The organism is Microcystis panniformis FACHB-1757, assembly GCF_001264245.1.
Taxonomy (GTDB): domain Bacteria; phylum Cyanobacteriota; class Cyanobacteriia; order Cyanobacteriales; family Microcystaceae; genus Microcystis; species Microcystis panniformis.
Genome location: NZ_CP011339.1, coordinates 764144 through 784059, shown reverse-complemented (window position 1 = coordinate 784059; position 19916 = coordinate 764144). Strand labels below are relative to the sequence as shown.

Sequence of the window (19916 nt, the reverse complement as noted above, 5' to 3'; positions counted from 1 at the left end):
GAAAAGACATCGACCTAATATTATCTCAAGACTAAAATGACAAATTGAATTAGCATCGAGCTATTTTGCCAATACAAGGTGTCAAAATAAAACTAAGGAGCTAAACGTTGCCTTTGCCAACTGCCATCTTCTTGACGATAATAACAGAGACGATCGTGGAGACGACTGGGGCGACCTTGCCAGAACTCGATTAAACTAGGAATTAGGCGAAATCCGCCCCAATGAGGAGGACGGGGAACTTCACGACCAGCATATTCTTCTTTTAGTTCTGCTAGGCGTTTTTCGAGGATATCCCGCCCCGAAATCACTTCACTTTGATTGGAGGCCCAGGCCCCTAAACGGGATTCCCAGGGACGGACAAAAAAGTAATTATCCGATTCCTCCTCGCTGATTTTTTCTACAGTTCCCTCGATCCTAATTTGCCGTTGCAATTCTCCCCACCAAAACACTAGGGCTGCATTGGGATTGGCGATTAATTCCTGTCCTTTGGCGCTGTGGTAGTTGGTAAAGAGAACAAAACCGAGAGGATCGAAGTCTTTTAACAGTACCATGCGGGCCCGGGGTTTACCCTCCGGGGAAATAGTGGCTAAAGTCATAGCGTTGGGTTCTAATCTTCCCGAAGATACCGCCCGTTCTAGCCATTGTTTAAATACAATGAAAGGATCGGCAGATGTTTCTGACTCTAGCAATTCTTCAAGATTGTAGTCCAAACGCAGGTCAGCGATCGATATGTCCATGGTTTTGCTTGCTAAATTCTATCCTTTGAGATCCTACAAGATTCTACAATCATGACTATCACCTCGGCCAGTGATGCGATCGCCTCTCTTTTAGAAATGGCGGAACAGGGAGAAATTGACCCCTGGGATGTGCAGGTTATTGATGTGATCGATCGCTTTTTGGCAGAATTGGGGTTATTAAATGATCTAGATTTAGCCATGGCCCAGGCTAATTTACCCCAATCGGGACAGGCTTTTTTATGGGCTTCCATGTTAGTTTTATTTAAGGCTGATACCCTAGAAAGATTGTCTTTAGACCAGCAAGAAGAAAGTCTGATTGATGAGGAAATTAGCGACTTAGAAAGAGAATTAAGAACTTTACCCCGTTATCTAGAAAATCATATTCGCCGTCGTACTGCCGCCCCACCACCGCGAAAAAGACGGGTAACTTTGCAGGAGTTAATCACTCAATTACAACAGATTGCCCTAGAGATTGAAGCTTTACCGAAACTGGCTGTAGTTGTCCCGAAACCCCGGCCCCAATCCCGACGGGAAGCGGTACAAATTATCACGGAATTGGCCCACCAAGAAAACCTGACGGAATTGGCAGCGGAACTGGACTTTTTTTTGCAGAGAAAGTTTTTTCAATTGGAGAAAAAGGAGATAGAGTTTGAGTATTTATTAGATTTATGGCAAGCAGAAAAGCCCTCTAGTCACTCGGCAACACAGGAAAAGGTGGCGATTTTTTGGGCTTTACTTTTACTGGCTTCTCAATCAAAAGTGGAATTAAAACAAGAGGATTTTTATCAGGATTTGAGTATTTCTTTAATTACTTCATCGGCGAACATCCCTTGCTAGTATAAATATACTAACAGGGCGCAGAATCTGCGCCCTAGATACCTTACTATCTTAGCGGGTTAAGGCCGCGCCTCTTTCGTACAAAGTGCGGGCATAATCGGTCCAAGTACCCTGGCCCCAATAACGGAAACAACTGGTTTGCACGAGCAAATTATAAAGCAGTGCTTCCAGATAATCCGGTCGTCGGGTAAAACTAGGATCCGCCTGTACTAAAGGATCATATTTCTCGTGGAATTGAGCGCTTAATTGGTTCATCGGTTCGAGGACATTTTCGTAACCGCGCACCCAACTGAGATCATTTGTCCAAGATGCCCCATCCATGCTAAAACGGTGGTCGGACTGTTTTAAATCAGCGATCGCCTGTTCCACTGCTTCCGGGGTAGCGGCATCGGGATTAACTCGCTGCCAGATTTTATGCTGGTGTACGGCTTGAATTGGGGGATAATCTTGGGGATTAACGCCAGCCGCCTCGATTAACTCCAGATATTCCGTACCGTTAAATCCTGCCACACTGGAACCCCCCCGCATTTCCCGCCAAGGATTGGGAAAATCGCGAGGAAATTCATTCATCATCACGCCACCATTTTCACCGTCGGCAATCTGGGAACCTAGGGAAGGAACCCAAACGCCGCCGATTTGCTGTTTACCGCGGCATTTGGCCTCGTGGTAGGGTTGCATTTGGGCGACTAATTTGGTGTCGGAACCCTGGGTTTTAATCAAAGCAGTAATCGCAATCACTTCACCCCGAGAATTGCGGGCCACCAGGCGATTAGGAATATATTTTTGTTCCTGACTCAATCCCGAACCGTCGAGATTTTCCACCGAGTGTTCCTGTACCAATAACCAACGATAGCCGCATTCTTTCAGGGCTTTAATATACTCGTAGAGGGTATCGGGATGGTTAGGAAGGTGCATTTCTGGGGGAGAGAACCCTTTGACTCGTTTCAGGGCATCCGGCCCAAAAATCGAGGCAAAATAGGTTTGCCATGCTTGCATCTGTAATTTTAGATCGGGAATCGGTGTGGAAGGAGCCACCGCATGACTCCACATCGTCCCCAACCATTCCACATAGGGTTGATATTGACTGTTACAGGTGATTAATTTGAGTTTATCGAGGATATCCTGCCGTCCCATCTGTACCAAACCCCAGAGGAGATTGCCGGAATAATCGAGCATAATCCGGGGATTACAGCCTTCCGCCACCAATTCTGGGATAAAATCGCCCATGCGACTATAACACCAGGCAAAAACGCTGGCATTATGGTTATCGCCATCCCCCTGATGCTCGAACATATGCTGGAGATTGCCGATTAATTCACCGTTAACACCCGCGGGGATGGTGGGTTGGTGCATATGCAAAGCACAGGCAAAACCAGCCTTAATATTGTCTAATTTGAGATTTGTTGTCGGTAAAAAGATCGGATCATCGTGATTGACAATCGCCGCAATTTCCTGTTCCCAACCGCAAATAGTCGGTAGTCCAGGGCGGATTTCCGTGATAGGGTTCGATTTCGATGATACGGGTGTAGCGATCATAATTTTTCAGGCGAATAGATTGAGATAGTTTGTCCCCACTCTCCCAGGGACAACTTTTTTTGCTGGCAACAGGTCACTCCTGACTGTTCACTGCTAACTGAGCTAAGAGTGCGGACTTGATCCTATCCCATTTATACTGGGAGTAACCCCCTCCAGACACAAGCCTTCGTAACTCGTTAAAAATCAAGATGATTCTTTACTGAACTTAACCGATCCTCGCACTATGATACAAACAACTATCCGCCCTTTTACCTGTAAATTTTAACCATGTTCTCGGCGACTACCGAAATTCTTGTTATCTTCTTCCTCATCCTCCTCAATGGAGTCTTTGCTCTCTCGGAAATTGCCATTGTCTCGGCCCGCAAAATCCGTTTGGAACAATTAGCCAGAGATGATCGACGGGCGGCGGTGGCCTTAAAATTGGCCAATGATCCCAATCAAATTTTATCGACGGTGCAGATTGGCATTACCCTAGTGGGTATCTTTGCCGGGGCCTACGGAGGAGCTAATTTATCGGTCAGTGTGGCGCAATTATTGGCCCAAGTTCCTGTTTTAGCCCCCTACAGTCAAGCTTTGGGATTAGGATTAGTGGTGTTAATTATTACCTATCTATCCCTAGTGGTGGGGGAATTAGTGCCGAAACGGTTAGGTTTAAGTAATCCTGAAAAAATCGCTATCCTCGTTGCTGATCCTCTGAATAGGTTATCAAAAATTGTTTCGCCCGTTGTCCATCTTTTGAGTCAATCGACTAATCTGATTCTCGGTTTGTTGGGGATTAGCGGTAATAATAATGATTCCCCAATTACGGAGGAAGAATTGAAAATTATGCTTAAACAGGGAACCGAAGCGGGAACCTTTGAGGAAGCAGAACAGGATATGGTGGAAAGGGTGTTAGGATTGAGCGATCGCCGAGTCAGTCAGATTATGACCACGCGTCCAGATGTTGTTTGGTTAGATTTGGAAGATAGTGCCGAAATTAACCGCCAGAAGCTAATTGAGAGCAATCATACCCGTTTTCCTGTGTGTCAGGGCAGTTTAGATGAGGTTTTGGGGGTAATCGAAGTCACAGACTTATTGGCCGATTGTTTAACCGGTGAAAGTTTCGATCTAACGAAGGATTTACAGCAGCCGCTTTTTGTGCCGGAAAGCACTAGGGGTTTAAAGGTTTTAGAATTGGTACAGCAAAGTGGCCATCATATTGCCTTGGTAGTGGATGAGTACGGGGTGATTCAAGGATTGGTGACGCGCCAGGATATTTTAGAGGCAATTGTCGGCGATTTACCCCAATTAGATAATATTGAAGATGCTCAGATCGTGCAGCGGGAAGATGGTTCTTGGTTGATCGATGGCACAGTGGCGATCGAAGATTTTAAAGAATTATTTGAAATCAGTGAATTACCCGGGGAAAAACAGGGGAATTATCACACTTTAGGGGGTTTTATTATTACCCATCTTGGCCGGATTCCGGGGGCTGCTGATCATTTTGAATGGCAAAGGTTGCGCTTGGAAGTGGTGGATATGGACGGTAATCGCGTCGATAAGGTGTTAGTCACGCTCTTGTTGGATGATTTGTAAGTAATTGTTAGTAAATATCTAGATTTTTTCAAGCTTGTGAAGACCGATACAATTTTTTATCAACTCTTGCAAACTTTTCCGGGGTTAATTTTTGAATTACTGGGAGAATCAACCCAGAAAGCTGAAAATTATCAATTCTCCTCCCGAGAAATCAAAGAATTAGCGCGTCGTTTTGACGGTATTTTTTTACCGACCACAGCAGCACCGGAACTAATTATTTACTTTGTTGAAGTGCAATTTCAGGATAAAAGCGATTTTTATTGGCGATTTTTAACAGAAATTGTCATCTATCTCAATCAGTATAAACCCGTTCAGGATTGGATGGCTGTAGCTTTATTTGCCTCCAGGGATATCGACAATAATTTTCCCTATCAACTACGGGGATTTGAGATAACGGGACAGATCAGACGTATTTATTTAGATGAATTAATCGATAGTCCAGATCCGTCTCTGGGTTTAGGAATTATTCAGTTAATCGTCGCTACACCCCAATTAGCACAGCAACGAGGAAAACCACTTTTAGAAAAAGCGATCGCTGAAATTGATGATCTAGTTTTCCAGCAAAAAGTTGTAGAATTAATTGAAAGAACCTTGGCCTATAAATTTACTAATCTTAGTCGCACGGAGTTAGAAGCTATGTTCGGATTAGATGATCTCAGACAAACTCGACTTTATCAAGAAGCTAAAGAAGAAGGTCGTGAAGAAGGTCGTGAAGAAGGTCGTGAAGAAGCTAAAACTGAAGCGATTGCTGGTTTACTGGCCTTAGGTTTAAGTATAGAACAGATTGCCACTGCTTTGCAATTAGAACTTACCAAAGTACAAGAGACAGCAGCAAAATTATCCTTCCCAGATTAGAAGGGTAAATTATCAAGTTTCTCCCCGATTTTACCCTATTCATTCATATTACGATAGGTAGCCACTGCTGAGGGAGAAATGCGATTGAGATAACGGAAAATCCAATATTTTAAGACTGTATCCAAGATAACGGGAAAAGTGGCGATAAAGAGAAAATTAAACTCGCGATTTTCCGGTAAACCGAAATGACGACTTAACCCTTCTAGGATCACTTCCCAACCGTGGGGAGAGTGGAAACCGACAAATATATCGGTAAAGAGAATAATTAAAAAAGCTTTAGCTGAATCGCTAAGATTATAGAGAATGCCATCCAGAAAAGACTTGACAATCTCGATTTCCCGACGACTAAAAGCGACAACAAAACCAAAGGCAATCAGGGAACAAATATCGGCGAAAATATTAGCGATCGCATTTAAACCTCGTTGGCGAAATTCTTCACTTAGTACCGCAGCTTTTTTGGTAATTTCTCCCTCGATTTCTTCGTTAGATAATTTGGGTGCTAAACCAATCATACCTCGAAAATGTAAAGCTTCCTCAAATCTTCTCAATTCCGAAAAAGCTTCTTCTTCTAAATCCTGATTGATAAAAATAAACTGTTCCTGTTGTTGGAAATATTTATTAACCAAGGGGGTAATCAGGAAAGTTTTGGTTAATTGCTGGGTTAATAAAGGAACAATAATTAACAGTAAAATAAACTTGAGTGAAATGGCTGTTTTATAACGAGAATTGCGAAATTTCTTTAAAACTGCCTCCTCCGATTCCTCCGCTTGGGGATCAATTTCCTGTTTAATGCGGTTAAAAGTATTGACAAAAGAACGGGGTAAAACCCCCGGTTTTTCCGTAGCTTTTTGGGATTTATTACTTTTGATTATTTCCTCATCTTCAATACTACCCGCTGCTAAAAAAGAGCGATTTCTAGAAGTCTTATTTTTGGCTGTTTCCTGCTCAAAATTTCTGTTCTGGATACTTTTGGGAACATCTTGAATATCTTCTTGCCAATAATTATCTTGATATTTTCCGATAATACTATCGATAAACTGAAGTTTTTTCAGACAAACATCTGTGGTGACAGTAATCACCCCATTATTAATTGTCGGTTGATTAGGTCCGAAGGTATTAACGATTGATCGACTAGCTTTAAACTCCGTCAATCTGACTTTAATTTTTTGCAGATAACCTTTAACTTCTGCGATAAAATAGGAATTAGTGCTGCTGCCATAATTCGAGAATTCATTCGCCACTTTTCGCCCTTGAAAATGCTTATCTTCTATTTCCTTAATCTTCAAAGCTGCATGATAGGCCTCATCTAAAGAACGTTCAGGAGTTTGTAATAACCATTGATTAACACCTTGCAAAATCCGATTAAGATTCATAGGAAACAATTACTTCCACAAGGGAGAAAAGCTAGAGTACCGATCAGTTATCTTAACAAATACAATCGAGAAAAAACGATGTCAATCATACCAATTTGGATCGAAGGTGGCACGCGATCGGGAAAAACCACCGCTTTAGTCGGGGAATTTCGGCGCTGGGTGTCTCGCGATCGCTCAAAATCATCCCCCCTTCCTCGATCGATCTTAGTTTTCGCTGCCAACGATGATAATAAACGGGAATTAGCCGATCAATTAGCCATTGCTGTTAGGGGTAGCTATCCGATTCTCTGCAAAACCCCTTTAGGTTTTCTCACCGATGAAGTCATTCTGTTTTGGCCGTTAATTTTCGAGTTTTTGGAGCTAAAAGCGCAATTTCCCCGCCGATTACGCCCAGAAACGGAGCAGGAACTCGCCACCCGTCTCTGGCAACCAGCAATCGCTGAATTCTTCCAGCTTACTAGCATAAATGAATATCGTTTCGTCCGTCAAGTTCTCGATTTGTTACAATTAGCCGGCGCTAGTGGTGTTCCCGCAGAAAAGATACCCGAAAGATTAGCCGACGGATTATCAGAAACAGATCTAAAACGAGTTTTAGCAATTAATGAGCAGGAAATACCAGAAAAAGTGGGAGAATTAATCATTCAATGGCGTGATTGGTCTCTAGAACGTGGTTTATTAAGTTATGGTATCATCTACGAACTCTATTGGCGCTATTTATTCCCTGATAGTCGTTATCAACAGCAACTATTAAAACGCTTCCGGGGAGTTTTTGCGGACGATGTGGACGATTATCCAGCTATTGCCAAGGATTTACTCAGTTTTTTCCTCGATCATGATTATTTTAGCGTTTTTACCTACAATCCCCAGGGAAAAATTCGCTTAGGATTAACTGCCGATCCCGATTATCTACAAAAATTAGCGGCACGCTGTCAAATTATGTCATTATCTACCACTGACGGGTTAGCTGCTCAGTTTAGCGAGACGGTTCTCTCCTTAATCAGCGACGGTAACTATCTTGGCAATCTTCCCGATCAATTCATCTCCCTGCAAACCACCTCTCGCGCCGAATTGTTACGGAAGACAGCCACAGCTATTATTCAAGCAGTCAAGCAAGGAGCAGTAAAACCCGAAGAAATCGCCGTTATTGCCCCTGGTTTAGACGAAATCGCCCGTTATAGCCTGATGGAAATTTTAACCGGTGCTGGGATAGCCGTTCAACCCCTCAACGAACAACGACCCCTGATCAGTTGTCCTCTGATTCGGGCATTATTGACCCTTCTCGCCCTTGTTTATGAAAATTTGGGGCGTTTAGCCCCCAAGAGGCTATAGCGGAAATGCTGGTGATTTTTAGCCGTTATCGCTGGGATGAAGAACAAAATTTAATTCCCGATATCGATCCAATCCGCGCCGGATTAATTGCCGATCATTGTTATCAAGTGGATCTGGAAAATCCCCGTTTATTAGCGATCGAAACTTTTCCCCGTTGGGATCGCTTAGGACAAAAAGCTTGTACTGCCTACGAAAGAATTTGTCACTGGATCGAAGGGATGAAAAAACGGCAGCAAGAAGCCAAACTTTTCCCGATTTTTGTCTTAAATCAAGCGATCGAAGAATTATTAAACGATGGGGAAAATTTGCCCTTCGATCACTTGGCAGCTTTGCGAGAATTAATGGAAACTGCCCAACATTTTTGGGAGATTGATCGCCGTTTGCGTGAGAGTGAACCCTCTTTTCAAAGTCCCAGCGAAACTATTAGTCAGTTTATCCAACTTTTGCGTCGTGGCACAATCACTGCTAATCCCTATCCTGTGCGACAATTTATTAAATCTTCCCCGGCAGTTACCCTAGGCAATATCTTTCAATATCGTTCTTTTCGTTCTAGTCATCGTTGGCATTTTTGGCTAGATTGTTCCTCCCCACTCTGGGAACAAGGAGGTGCTTCCACTCTTTTTGCTGCGCCGATTTTTTGGCGAGAAAGTCCCTATCAACGCTGGACAACGGAAGCAGAATTAGAGGAAAATCAGGCACGTTTACAGAGAATTTTAAGGGATTTATTAGCAAGGGTAAGCGAAAAAGTTATCCTCTGTCACAGTGATTTAGGAGTATCGGGAACTGATCAAACCGGACAACTTTTATCTTTAGTACAAGCGGCAAAAGAATATGATTAAGCACTAGAACAAAATTAACTTCTTGGTTAGGAAATGCAAAAGGGGAAATAAATAATCAGTTTTTAATAACTAGATTTAGTATAAGGCCTTTTGGGGTTGTCAATTAAAAGCTACCAACTCCGAACCACACAAGGGTTCTATCCAGCGCTCACAGTTTTGCTGATCCGCTAAACTTTTGATTGATGATACCAGTTTAGTTTTGATACCTTGACATTTAATCGGGGGAACAATGACGGCTGTTTTCATTAAAAACTAATAGAGAATTAAATGAATACACTGGGGGAAACATTGAAAATCTCTCCTAAAATTTTCCCTTGAGCTTTACTAATCGATCGCTTGCCATTAACAATCTCAGAAACCACCCCCTTAGAACCAATTTTACTAACTAAATCAGCTTGTTTCATGTTGTTAGCTGACATTAAGTGTAATAATACTTCCTGCGGTGAAGCTGGTTCTGGTTGAGGTTGTTTGGCATCAAAATCCTTAATAATTGTCGCCATTAATTTAACCATCGCGGTTTCTTCTGGTAGTCGATCCTGTTTACTAATTAGATTAAGAAGAAGATGACGAACTTGTTGATATTCTTCCTCATTTTCAATGATTTTAGGTTGAAATTTAGTCAACAGTTGATTATAAATATTGTCATCAAGTGCTAGGGTCATTTTTCTTTCGGTTAGACTGAACTTTTTGGGTGTGTTACTACTTAACTTAAACCAGTGATGTTAACCAACTGTACCAAGCATCTAAACCTTCTCCAGTGGTAGCAGAAACTTGAAAAACTTTCAGATTGGGATTAACTTGATAGGCGTAATCTAAACAGCGATCGAGGTTAAAATTAACGTAGGGCAGTAGGTCTATTTTTGTCAAGATCATGACTTGAGAAGCGTGGAACATATAGGGATATTTAATCGGTTTATCTTCTCCTTCGGTGACGGAAAGAATGACGACTTTTGCATTTTCTCCCAAATCAAATAAAGCAGGACAAACTAGATTACCAACATTTTCGATCATGACTAAAGAATTCATCGGTGGATCGAGTTCGATTAATCCTCTCTCTACCATTGATGCTTCTAAATGACAACCTGTTCCGGTGTTAATTTGGATAACCTGACAACCGGTTTCACTAATTTTTTGAGCATCATTAGCTGTTGCTTGATCTCCCTCAATGACACTGATAGGAATAGCGGTTTTTAAATCGGCAATTGTGCGAGTTAACAGGGTAGTTTTTCCCGAACCGGGGGAAGAAACCAGATTAAGAGCAACAGTTTTTCTCCCCTTCAACCAACCGCGATTTTGTGCCGCTAATAGATTATTTTTTGCCAGCAGGTTTTGCTCAACTTGGAGAATATTACCATGAATTTGAGCGTGAATTTCCGCAGGATGATGGGGATGCTCATGCTCGTGAGCGTGAGCGTGATGGCTATGACTAATAACAGTACCATCGGCTAAAATATGTTCATGGGTTCCCGTTTGCGGATTAGTTACCGTTACTTCCGAGTTATCAGAACAACCACAGGTTACACACATAAGGATTCTGTCTCCAAGGATTTGAGATTTAATTCTTGACCCTGTAAAATGACTATATTGCGACTACCACATTGATCGCAGATTCCGTAGGGATATTCTAGTTCTAGCTTATTTTCGCAATCTTGGCACTGTCCTAAACCAGAAATTTCCAGAATCTCTAACATTGCCCCCTCTATATTAGTACCTTGACAACAGGTGTCAAAACAAAAAGCGATCGATTCTGGCATAATTGCCGTTAGTTTACCAATCTCTAACACCACGCGCTTAACTTTCATTCCTCGGGAATGTTCTAAGGCAAGTTCGATAATATTTTGGGTGATTCCTAGTTCGTGCATTTTCAGTTATCAGTTATCAGTTATCAGTTATCAGTTATCAGTTATCAGTTATCAGTTATCAGTTATCAGTTATCAGTTATCAGTTATCAGTTATCAGTTATCAGTTATCAGTTATCAGTTATCAGTTATCAGTTATCAGTTATCAGTTATCAGTTATCAGTTATCAGTTATCAGTTATCAGTTATCAGTTATCAGTTATCAGTTATCAGTTATCAGTTATCAGTTATCAGTTATCAGTTATCAGTTATCAGTTATCAGTTATCAGGGAAATTTCAACTAAAACCCCAAAACCCCAACTATCTGTTTTTTTAGTTTTCACTTTTTCCTTTAAAACTGTCTCCTGTCTAATTAACATATTCTCGGTAATTGTTCACCGACTAACATATCGAGAATTCTGTTAGTGCCGAAAGGGGTTTTTAAGTAAACTAAATTGGGGGGAGAAGCGACGACTTCCCCGATAGAAGCGGCATTTTTACCGTCAGGATGGGAACGCATCACTGCTAAAACGCGATTTTCTGCCTCTGGAGGCACGACAAGGACTAATTTGCCCTCATTTGCCAGATAAAGCGGTTCTAAGCCCAATAATTCGCACATTCCTCGCACTTCTTCCCGGATGGGGATCGCCGTTTCCTGCACCTGTATTCCCACCCCTGAACTTTGGGCAAATTCGTTTAAAACCGTGGCTAATCCGCCTCTAGTGGCATCCCGCATCGCTTTAACTTGTGGGCAAACGGCCAGAATTGCAGAAATTAAAGAATTCAAGGCTTGACAATCGCTTTCGATTGTGCATTGTAGGTCTAATTCGCCCCTAGCAATCAGAATGGCGGCACCGTGATCCCCCAGAAAACCGTTTAGCAAAATGCGATCGCCAACTTGTAAATTATTCGCCCCAGAATTGATTCCGGCCGGAATTACTCCGACTCCAGAGGTGTTAATAAATATTTGATCCCCTTGTCCCTTGAGAACGACTTTTGTATCCCCGGTGACGATTTTTACTGCTGCTTTTTCGGCGGCTATTTTCATGCTAGTAACGATGGTTTTTAGGGTGTCGATAGATAAACCTTCTTCGAGGATAAAACTACAACTGAGATAGAGAGGAATTGCCCCACCGACAGCCAAATCATTAACGGTTCCATTGACTGCTAAACTGCCAATATCACCCCCCGGAAAGAATAGAGGAGAAACCACATAGGAATCGGTTGTAAATGCCAAGCGCTCGCCTATTTTAGCCAAATCTTTAATCTCAAATCGGGCTTGATCTTCAAGGGGTGCCAGTAAGTTATTATCGAAGTTACTAACGAATATCTCGTTAATTAAATCCCGCATTGCTCTGCCACCGCTGCCATGGGAGAGAGTGATATTTGTGTCGGTAATTTTTGTTTTTTTTAATTTTAAAGAAGCTGAAGGAGTGCTAGTCATAGGTGAGGTAGTAAGTTTTCGTTTTGGGTAGTCGGTGGCCGATAGCAAATTAGGTTACACTTTATCTTGATGAAAAACACTGTCATAGCTTACTGCTAGATTATCTTAATGGGTTTCTGGTATTTCTCGCACTTTTTCTACAGTTAAGTCCAAGGCTTGAGCAATTTGTTCTACCGTTAAACCTAAAGCCAATAAACGCGGCACAGATTCCAGTTTACCTTCCAGTTTACCTTCCAGTTTACCTTCCAGTTTACCTTCCAGTTTACCTTCCAGTTTACCTTCCAGTTTACCTTCTTCTCGAACGTCTTGAAAATAACGGGTTTGTTTCAGTTCATCTAAACTAAACATGGCTTCTATCTCCCGGCGACTTAGACGTGGTAATTTATAGATAAGGATCGTTTCTATTAATTGTAGGAGGTTTTGCGGTTGGGTAAATTCAGTTCGCACTCGTTCAATAAGTTGTTTGGCTGTTGCCACGGCTTGATTTTCTTTAGCAATAATTAATTTTATGGTGGCAATACCGAGGGAATCTTGATTAATATCATCTAGTTCATCTAAATAGATTCGCGTCACTCTCCCAGATGTCAATAAGTCTTGATAACGTAAAATCTTATCTGATTCTACCCGACGATGGGGATAAATGACCACCCCGCGCCAATCATTGTTAAAAGCAGTTTTACTGAGATATAAGAAGATTTCAGCAAAGAAACGGCCATAAAAATTCTGATCATCTTGAAATTGCACCTCGCAGAAATAAATAGGAATGCTAGGATCGGTAATATTGGGCAAAAATACGCCATCAATACGAAAAGCTAGTTGCTTGATTTCGACGGAATCAAAGCGGTAATTCTCGGCTTCTCCGGGGGAAAGGTTGATTAATTCAAAGAAAATTGACGGATAAGATTGAAAAAGATCATAAAAAATACTGTCGGTTTTCATGCCCGGACTTGTGGTGTAAACTATGCAAAAATATAGAGATAGAGAGTTTTCCTACTAATTAGCCTGATTATAGCAGTTATCTTCGCCAAAACAAATGCTAAAAGCTGGTCTGCAAAAAGCTAATAGCTAAAATAACTGAGGCTCTTCTAGGTTCTGTGTGAGCATGGTATAATAGTAACACAGAACAGGAGGTGGGTTATGTGGATAAATTTTGATCAACTCCTCGATTTACCAAATGTAACAGTGGTCAATTATCAAAAAATTGCTCAGACAATTTTCCTAAAGCTTGCTCTTTTAAATGAAACAATTGAATGTCCGAATTGCCATCAAACCTTAGACAGAATCAATCAGACAGAGTATAATCTAGTCAGAGACTTGTCAATATTAGGTAATCCAGTATATTTAGAAGTACCACGCCGTCAGTTTCATTGTCAAAAGTGCCAAAAGTATATCAGCGAAAGACTGAGTTTTATGAGATTAAGACAGCATCATACAATTCGCTATGAATCGATGATTTATGAGAGAGTAAAAAATTGTAGCATCGAAGAAATAAGTCGAGAAGAAGGGTTAGGATGGTCAGAAGTTGAGTTAATATTTAATCACTGTGCTAAAGAACTAGAAAAGGAAGAGTGGGAAGCACCAGAACGAATAAGCTTAGATGAATTTAGTAACTTAAAAGGACATAAAGATTTCATCACAACGGTCGTAGATATGGACAAGAAAATTTTACTAGATGTGATTAAAGGACATAAGCAAGAAGAATTAATGGAAGCCTTAAAAGCACAGCCAGACGCAGTTCGGGAGAAAGTGAAAGAAGTGAGCGTCGATATGTGGTCAGGATTTACAGCAGTGATCAAGGAATTATTTCCCAATGCTAAAATCATCTATGACCGTTTTCATGTAATGGCTATCATCAATGACGAGCTTAATAAATTGAGAAAGTTAATGGGGGTGCATGAAAAAGGATTACCTCATTTATTATGGAAGAATAAAGAGGACTTAAAGGACGAGCAAAAACAACAACTAGAAGTTATTCTGAAAGAACATCCATGCTTAGGAATAGCCGGGGAAATGAAAGAAGAAATTAGACAAATTTATCAAAGTAGTAGAACGTTCAGAGGTGCTGAGAGAAAATTGGAAAAATGGATAAGAATAGGCGGGATATTATATGAAAGTAGTGCCAGGATGATCCAGAAGCATTTGCCAGGTATTTGTAATTACTTTGAAAATCAGACAACCAACGGATTAATTGAGGGAATGAATACCAAAATAAAGCTTATTAAAAGAATGAGTTATGGATTTACCAATTTTGAACATCTTCGACTTAAGCTGTTTGCTTGCTTTAATTCATAACAAAAATTAACACACGAAAACCAGAAGAGCCTAACTGACAACCGATCGAGTCTAAACATCTCCCCCTGGTCAGGGCGCTATAGCTGACAGTGAGTCGCTATAATAGAATTCGCCGATCGCTAACTTCTCCCTCGGTAAAATTTCTATGACTGGAAGACTGAACAAGCTACAACAAGATTTAAGGAACATAGAAACGGAAGTGGCAAATTTAGCCGAAAGAATGCGGGAAAAATACCGAATTTATCTTGATTTACTCGGTGAATCTCTCTATAAACAGGCGATCGGGGCAGTGTATCATATCTGTACCCGCTACTATGGGGGGGAATTTCTGGCTCTCTCCCACAGCAATCGTCAGAAACTACAAGAGGAGATCAAAGCTCTAGGACAAGAGGCTAAAGCCAGTTTACAGCAATTGGGCGAGCAGAGCTTCGATCGAGGGACATTTTCAGGGGTAGGATTCTCTAAAAGTCCAGCAGAGACGAAAAATACCCCAGATTTCTTGAAACTTTTTCTAAACAAACCAGAAAATCTAGCCGCAACTGGAGAGATTAATAACCCCGATATTTTACTTTATTGTTGTCGAGTGCTGGAAAAAAACTGTATCGAGATTCTCAATCATCTCTCCAAACAAATTAATCAGCAACTACAAAAAGCTTATATTCTTCCCCCTCATCTACCCAGTCAAATTATCGATATGGCAATTCAAGCGGGAGAAGAGGGACAATCCCTAGGTGGAGGAAATAATATGTTAAACATTTTAGTAGAAGCTAAAAACCCTGAACCAGAGGAGGAAAAAGATGAAGATGAAGATGAAGATGAAGATGATGGGGATGATCATAATTTTTCAAGTGGCAAAGTCACTAAAGTAACGGCAATTCATCTACGAATGGCTGAACTGGAATTTGCTGATACGCGCTTAAGTGTCGAAAGAAATCAAATTCGCTCCCTTTGGGAACAATTAAATCGTCTAGGTAAACAATATCATCACCTTCGCAAAGAATATACTATCGCTCAAGCGGAAGCGGCGTGGCGCAGTAGTTGGTATGATTAATCAGTTATAATCAAACAGAGGTATTAGGGAAACATAATACTGGGAAATTTGGAATCAAGAGGCAATTATGAAAGGGGAAATACCCGACTGGGTGAGATTACAAAAAGCCTTATCTGTAGAAGCGGAAAAAGGTTATCCCGATCTTCAGGGAAATCAATACCGTTTTAGCGAGTTTTTCTGTCTTAGTTTCGGGGATAATCCTCCCGTGGGAATTGCCACCAGTGAGAGAAATCGCTGGCGAGAATTAGCCCAAAAATTTGCCCAATATTCCCAATTTAATCCCAGACAAAGACAACAATTAGTCGCCGAAACTCGCAATTTTTTACAACAATTACGGCAAACTTTAGAAGCAACCCCCACCCCAAAAGAACCAGCTGTGGCGAAAATTATTAATACCACTCCCATCACGGCAAAGGCTAATTCTCCACGGCAAGTCACCCTCGAACAACCCTTGAAATATCTAGCGGAAGTGGGAGAGAGAAAAGCCAGTCTTTTAGAAAGATTAAACCTCCACAAAGTTGAAGATTTATTATATTATTATCCCCGGGATCATGTGGATTATAGTCGTCAAGTCAATATCGCTAATTTAACCGAGGGGGAAACGGTAACTTTAGTGGGGAATGTCAAGCGCTGTAATTGTTTTACTAGCCCCAAAAACACCAAGTTAGCTATCTTTGAATTGCTCTTACAGGATCGCACTGGACAGATAAAATTAAACCGTTTTTATGCGGGAACTCGCTATAATAATCGTGCTTGGCAAGAAGGACAAAAAAAACTCTATCCCGTCGGTTCGGTGGTGGCGGTTAGTGGTTTAGTCAAAGCGGGAAAATATGGGTTAACTTTAGAAAATCCTGAATTTGAGTTATTAGACAGTTCTGGGGCAAGTATTGAGTCCTTAAAAATCGGGCGTATCCTGCCGGTTTATCCCCTCACCGATGGAGTACCCGCCGACCTAATTAGAAAGGCTGTAGTCGCCGCTTTTGGGGCAGTAGAGGCGATAAAAGACCCCCTACCTTTCGGTCTAAGAAAACAATACGGATTAATCGATTTAAAAACAGCAATTACTAACATTCATTTCCCCAATAATGCCGAGATTCTCAGTCAAGCGCGACGGCGATTAGTCTTTGATGAATTCTTCTTTTTACAATTGGGGTTTCTGCGGCGGCGGCAACAGTATCGTCAGACACAGAAAAGCGCTATTTTTAGTGCTAAGGGTCAACTAATTGATCAATTTAATCAGATAATTCCCTTTCAATTAACCAATGCTCAAAAACGAGTTATTGAGGAAATTTTAGAGGATTTAGATTCTAGCACCCCGATGAATCGTCTTGTGCAGGGGGATGTGGGTTCTGGCAAAACAATTGTCGGAGTTTATGCCATTTTAGCAGCCCTACAATCCGGTTATCAAGCGGCATTAATGGCTCCTACGGAAGTTTTAGCAGAACAACATTATCGTAAGTTAGTTAGCTGGTTTAATCTCTTACATTTACCCGTAGAATTATTAACTGGTTCCACAAAAACCGCTAAACGGCGAGAAATTCACGCCCAATTAGAGACAGGAGAATTACCACTTTTAGTGGGAACTCATGCCCTAATTCAAGATGCAGTTAATTTCCGCAAATTAGGTTTAGTTGTTATTGATGAACAGCATCGCTTTGGGGTACAACAAAGGGCAAGATTATTAAGCAAAGGAGAGTCTCCCCACGTTTTAACCATGACAGCAACACCGATTCCCCGTACTTTAGCTTTAACCCTGCATGGGGATTTAGATGTGAGTCAAATTGACGAATTACCCCCCGGCAGACAACCGATTCAAACCACCGCTTTAAATGGCAATCAAAGAAGGGCTGCCTATGATTTAATTCGCCGTGAAATTGCCCAAGGCAGACAAGCTTATGTGATTTTTCCCTTAATTGAAGAATCGGAAAAATTAGATGTGAGGGCTGCGGTGGAAGAATATCAAAATTTATCAGAAAAGATTTTTCCCAATTTTAATATCGGTTTACTCCATGGTCGCATGAGTTCCGCCGAAAAAGAGGAAATCTTAACAGCTTTTCGCGATAATATTCTGCAAATTATTGTCTCAACTACGGTTATCGAAGTGGGGGTGGATGTTCCCAATGCCACGGTGATGTTAATTGAAAATGCCGAACGTTTTGGCCTTTCACAATTGCATCAATTACGGGGGCGCGTCGGCAGAGGTTCCCATCAATCCTATTGTTTACTTTTAAGTGGCAGTAATAGTGCTAATTCCCGTCAAAGATTGACGGTTTTGGAACAATCCCAAGACGGCTTTTTTATCTCGGAAATGGATATGCGATTTCGCGGTCCGGGGGAAGTTTTAGGACAACGACAATCGGGTTTACCAGATTTTGCCCTCGCTAGTTTAGTGGAGGATCAAGAGGTGTTAGTTTTGGCAAGAGATGCCGCCGAAAAAATTATGTTAGATGATCCCCATTTAATCACTTTGCCCAATTTGAAACAAGCTTTAGAAGCTAAATATCAACGGATGTTAGGAGCGGATATTTTAACTTGATTTAGATGTTCAGTAATCAGTATCCAGTTATTAAAAACTGATTATTTATTCTCCGTTTTGCATGAGTGCCTCTCTTGATATGTAGCCCATACTCAAGGGATGGCCGTATTACTTCCGATTTTATCACTCAATCCAAGCCTTTGGGGGTTCTACCCCCCAAACCCCCCGTTGGGGGCGTGGCGCCGCCCCCAAACCCCCCGCGCATTAGTTTTTCGGTGGGATGCTTACACGCGGCTGCTGACACATCTGTAATAATTTAGGAGTCACTGATAATTGCTGATTGTCGGTATTTTTACAAATATGAGATGCACCCAATCAGTAATCAGTAAACAGTGATCAGTAATCAGCGAAAAGACAGCAGCAAACTGCCATTTGATGAGGCTCACTTAATACATACTGCTCACTCAAAACTTAAAACTCAAATCTTATAACTGATAACTGATCACTGATAACTGATAACTGATAACTGATAACTGATCACTGATAACTGATAACTGATCACTGATCACTGATAACTGATCACTGATCACTGATCACTGATCACTGATAACTGATAACTGATAACTGATCACTGATAACTGATTCAATTAACCAAATTTAATCATTTCTCGTCCTGCCATCACGGGTAATTCCCCTTTTAAAATGGGAATCAATGTCTCGCGAATTCTGTCCGCATCGGGGGGACAACCCGGCATAAAAATATCGATGGGAATGACTTGATGGACGGGCAGCACTTGATCTAATAATTCGGGAACGATACCGGGTTCTTCTGGTAGTTGAGGTGTGTTATCTCCTAACTCTAAATAAGCTCTTTTTAGCACGGGATCAGCAGTTCCCAACATATTCCGCATAGCGGGAACATTAGCAGTCACAGCGCAATCACCAAAAGAAACGACGGTTTTGGTATTTTGACGGACTAGATGAATTAGTTCTAAATTATCCTGATTAGCGATCGCTCCTTCCACTAAACAGACATCGACATTTTCCGGATAGGTTTTCAGATCGCAGCCGACGGGACTATACACCACGTCAACTTTTTCAGCTAATTCTAACAGCCATTCGTCCAAATCGAGGAAGGACATATGGCATCCCGAACAACCGGCTAACCAGACAGTAGCAAAGCGAATTTTAGACATAATTTTAATTCCTTGATTGGTATTTTTTGGCTGAGTTGCAATTTCGTCAAAAGGATCAAACGCAAAGAAATTCTCTTTTAAGCTATTTTTGCCTCCAGGATAAACTCTTGCATTTTTTCCTCAAAGAAAGGAGCTAAATCTAGATTTTTCCAGTCTTTAAGTAGCTCAAAAATAATCGCCTCCGATGCAAAATTTCCCGTATAGGAAATAAAAGAAAAAGGACGTTTGCCGAAATTGAGCAAACAGCTTAAAATCGTGCAATGGTCTTTTACTCCAAAACCAAGAGAACAGGTTTTATCTCGATCTTTTACTCGCCAATTATCAGCACTTTTGGCATAAATATCTAGGGCAACTAAAGCGGAATCCACTTCTCTAGAATATTTAATTAAGAGCGAATACAAAACCCTAGGCTCTTGACTGACATCAGACAAAATTTCAATTATCCGACAAGGAATACTGGAAAATTGCGCCGTCAAATTGGAGAGAGACTGACACATTTCTATGGCTTGCAGAAATTGCGATTCGGGTGATGTGGTCAT

At 41.3% G+C, this 19916-nt stretch carries 17 protein-coding genes and 1 pseudogene; 8 read left to right on the top strand and 10 right to left on the bottom strand.

Going from position 1 to position 19916, the window contains the following annotated elements:
• Positions 1-92: 92 nt before the first annotated feature.
• The gene (pdxH, locus tag VL20_RS03745) at positions 93-737 is read right to left on the bottom strand and encodes a pyridoxamine 5'-phosphate oxidase (protein WP_052275645.1); all 645 of its coding nucleotides are present in this window, start codon (positions 735-737) and stop codon (positions 93-95) included.
• 51 nt (positions 738-788) lie between these two features.
• Between pdxH and VL20_RS03740 the strand changes: the two genes are divergently transcribed.
• A complete protein-coding gene (locus tag VL20_RS03740; protein WP_052275644.1) occupies positions 789-1574 on the top strand; it encodes a segregation/condensation protein A in 786 nt (261 codons plus the stop codon).
• Positions 1575-1625: 51 nt separating this feature from the next.
• On the opposite strand, the gene VL20_RS03735 is transcribed toward VL20_RS03740, so the two are convergent.
• Entirely contained in the window at positions 1626-3110 is a 1485-nt protein-coding gene (locus VL20_RS03735; protein ID WP_052275643.1) for a polysaccharide deacetylase family protein, read from the bottom strand.
• Between the two features lie 267 nt (positions 3111-3377).
• Here VL20_RS03735 and VL20_RS03730 point away from each other — a divergent pair, with 267 nt between their 5' ends.
• Positions 3378-4685 (top strand): hemolysin family protein, encoded by a 1308-nt coding sequence (locus VL20_RS03730; RefSeq protein ID WP_052275642.1) that lies wholly within the window; start codon positions 3378-3380, stop codon positions 4683-4685.
• Between the two features lie 36 nt (positions 4686-4721).
• Positions 4722-5540 (top strand): Rpn family recombination-promoting nuclease/putative transposase, encoded by an 819-nt coding sequence (locus VL20_RS03725; protein ID WP_052275641.1) that lies wholly within the window; start codon positions 4722-4724, stop codon positions 5538-5540.
• 35 nt (positions 5541-5575) lie between these two features.
• Here VL20_RS03725 and VL20_RS03720 read toward each other — a convergent pair whose 3' ends face one another.
• Positions 5576-6913, bottom strand: a complete 1338-nt coding sequence (locus tag VL20_RS03720; protein WP_052275640.1) for a proton extrusion protein PcxA — start codon at positions 6911-6913, stop codon at positions 5576-5578.
• 78 nt (positions 6914-6991) lie between these two features.
• Between VL20_RS03720 and VL20_RS03715 the strand changes: the two are divergent.
• Positions 6992-9081, top strand: a pseudogene (locus tag VL20_RS03715) (recombinase family protein).
• A gap of 263 nt (positions 9082-9344) precedes the next feature.
• Here the strand turns inward: VL20_RS03715 and VL20_RS03710 are convergent.
• The 3 genes from VL20_RS03710 to VL20_RS03700 are packed head-to-tail and all read right to left on the bottom strand — an operon-like array spanning position 9345 to position 10943.
• Positions 9345-9743 (bottom strand): helix-turn-helix domain-containing protein, encoded by a 399-nt coding sequence (locus VL20_RS03710; protein ID WP_002787811.1) that lies wholly within the window; start codon positions 9741-9743, stop codon positions 9345-9347.
• A 46-nt stretch (positions 9744-9789) separates the two neighbouring features.
• Positions 9790-10608, bottom strand: coding sequence for a hydrogenase nickel incorporation protein HypB (hypB, locus tag VL20_RS03705; RefSeq protein ID WP_052275639.1), 819 nt, complete (start codon positions 10606-10608; stop codon positions 9790-9792).
• Positions 10599-10943 carry a hydrogenase maturation nickel metallochaperone HypA/HybF gene (locus VL20_RS03700; RefSeq protein WP_052275638.1) on the bottom strand — a complete coding sequence of 115 codons (345 nt, stop codon included), beginning with the start codon at positions 10941-10943 and terminating at the stop codon, positions 10599-10601. The genes hypB and VL20_RS03700 overlap by 10 nt, the downstream gene beginning before the upstream one ends.
• On the opposite strand from VL20_RS03700, the gene VL20_RS32230 reads away from it, so the two are divergent.
• The gene (locus tag VL20_RS32230) at positions 10924-11223 is read left to right on the top strand and encodes a hypothetical protein (protein WP_284525998.1); all 300 of its coding nucleotides are present in this window, start codon (positions 10924-10926) and stop codon (positions 11221-11223) included. The two genes, VL20_RS03700 and VL20_RS32230, sit on opposite strands and share 20 nt — an antisense overlap.
• A 68-nt stretch (positions 11224-11291) precedes the next feature.
• Here the strand turns inward: VL20_RS32230 and hypE are convergent, their stop codons facing one another.
• Both hypE and VL20_RS03685 read right to left on the bottom strand, forming a co-directional pair.
• Positions 11292-12362, bottom strand: a complete 1071-nt coding sequence (hypE, locus tag VL20_RS03690) for a hydrogenase expression/formation protein HypE (RefSeq protein WP_052275637.1) — start codon at positions 12360-12362, stop codon at positions 11292-11294.
• A gap of 105 nt (positions 12363-12467) precedes the next feature.
• On the bottom strand, positions 12468-13301 hold the full coding sequence (locus VL20_RS03685) for an Rpn family recombination-promoting nuclease/putative transposase (RefSeq protein ID WP_002760540.1): 834 nt from the start codon (positions 13299-13301) through the stop codon (positions 12468-12470).
• A 198-nt stretch (positions 13302-13499) separates the two neighbouring features.
• Here VL20_RS03685 and VL20_RS03680 point away from each other — a divergent pair, with 198 nt between their 5' ends.
• The 3 genes from VL20_RS03680 (at position 13500) to recG (ending at position 18241) form a co-directional block, all read left to right on the top strand.
• Positions 13500-14654, top strand: coding sequence for an ISL3 family transposase (locus VL20_RS03680; protein ID WP_052275591.1), 1155 nt, complete (start codon positions 13500-13502; stop codon positions 14652-14654).
• 145 nt (positions 14655-14799) lie between these two features.
• Complete coding sequence (locus VL20_RS03675; protein WP_002770465.1) at positions 14800-15705, top strand: hypothetical protein; 906 nt, start codon at positions 14800-14802, stop codon at positions 15703-15705.
• A gap of 67 nt (positions 15706-15772) precedes the next feature.
• A complete protein-coding gene (recG, locus tag VL20_RS03670; RefSeq protein WP_052275636.1) occupies positions 15773-18241 on the top strand; it encodes an ATP-dependent DNA helicase RecG in 2469 nt (822 codons plus the stop codon).
• Between the two features lie 587 nt (positions 18242-18828).
• On the opposite strand, the gene VL20_RS03665 is transcribed toward recG, so the two are convergent.
• A complete protein-coding gene (locus VL20_RS03665; RefSeq protein WP_002740992.1) occupies positions 18829-19377 on the bottom strand; it encodes an NADH-quinone oxidoreductase subunit B family protein in 549 nt (182 codons plus the stop codon).
• A 77-nt stretch (positions 19378-19454) separates the two neighbouring features.
• A complete protein-coding gene (locus tag VL20_RS03660) occupies positions 19455-19916 on the bottom strand; it encodes a hypothetical protein (protein WP_052275635.1) in 462 nt (153 codons plus the stop codon).

Bases quoted from the DNA above. Each gene is read 5' to 3' on its own strand.
- VL20_RS03735 (WP_052275643.1), bottom strand. From the start codon at position 3,110: ATGATCGCTACACCCGTATCATCGAAATCGAACCCTATCACGGAAATC.
- VL20_RS03730 (WP_052275642.1), top strand. From the start codon at position 3,378: ATGTTCTCGGCGACTACCGAAATTCTTGTTATCTTCTTCCTCATCCTC.
- hypE (WP_052275637.1), bottom strand. From the start codon at position 12,362: ATGACTAGCACTCCTTCAGCTTCTTTAAAATTAAAAAAAACAAAAATT.
- VL20_RS03665 (WP_002740992.1), bottom strand. From the start codon at position 19,377: ATGTCTAAAATTCGCTTTGCTACTGTCTGGTTAGCCGGTTGTTCGGGA.
- pdxH (WP_052275645.1), bottom strand. From the start codon at position 737: ATGGACATATCGATCGCTGACCTGCGTTTGGACTACAATCTTGAAGAA.
- VL20_RS03660 (WP_052275635.1), bottom strand. From the start codon at position 19,916: ATGACCACATCACCCGAATCGCAATTTCTGCAAGCCATAGAAATGTGT.
- VL20_RS03700 (WP_052275638.1), bottom strand. From the start codon at position 10,943: ATGCACGAACTAGGAATCACCCAAAATATTATCGAACTTGCCTTAGAA.
- VL20_RS03675 (WP_002770465.1), top strand. From the start codon at position 14,800: ATGACTGGAAGACTGAACAAGCTACAACAAGATTTAAGGAACATAGAA.
- VL20_RS03720 (WP_052275640.1), bottom strand. From the start codon at position 6,913: ATGAATCTTAATCGGATTTTGCAAGGTGTTAATCAATGGTTATTACAA.
- recG (WP_052275636.1), top strand. From the start codon at position 15,773: ATGAAAGGGGAAATACCCGACTGGGTGAGATTACAAAAAGCCTTATCT.
- VL20_RS03680 (WP_052275591.1), top strand. From the start codon at position 13,500: ATGTGGATAAATTTTGATCAACTCCTCGATTTACCAAATGTAACAGTG.
- VL20_RS03710 (WP_002787811.1), bottom strand. From the start codon at position 9,743: ATGACCCTAGCACTTGATGACAATATTTATAATCAACTGTTGACTAAA.
- hypB (WP_052275639.1), bottom strand. From the start codon at position 10,608: ATGTGTGTAACCTGTGGTTGTTCTGATAACTCGGAAGTAACGGTAACT.
- VL20_RS03685 (WP_002760540.1), bottom strand. From the start codon at position 13,301: ATGAAAACCGACAGTATTTTTTATGATCTTTTTCAATCTTATCCGTCA.
- VL20_RS03740 (WP_052275644.1), top strand. From the start codon at position 789: ATGACTATCACCTCGGCCAGTGATGCGATCGCCTCTCTTTTAGAAATG.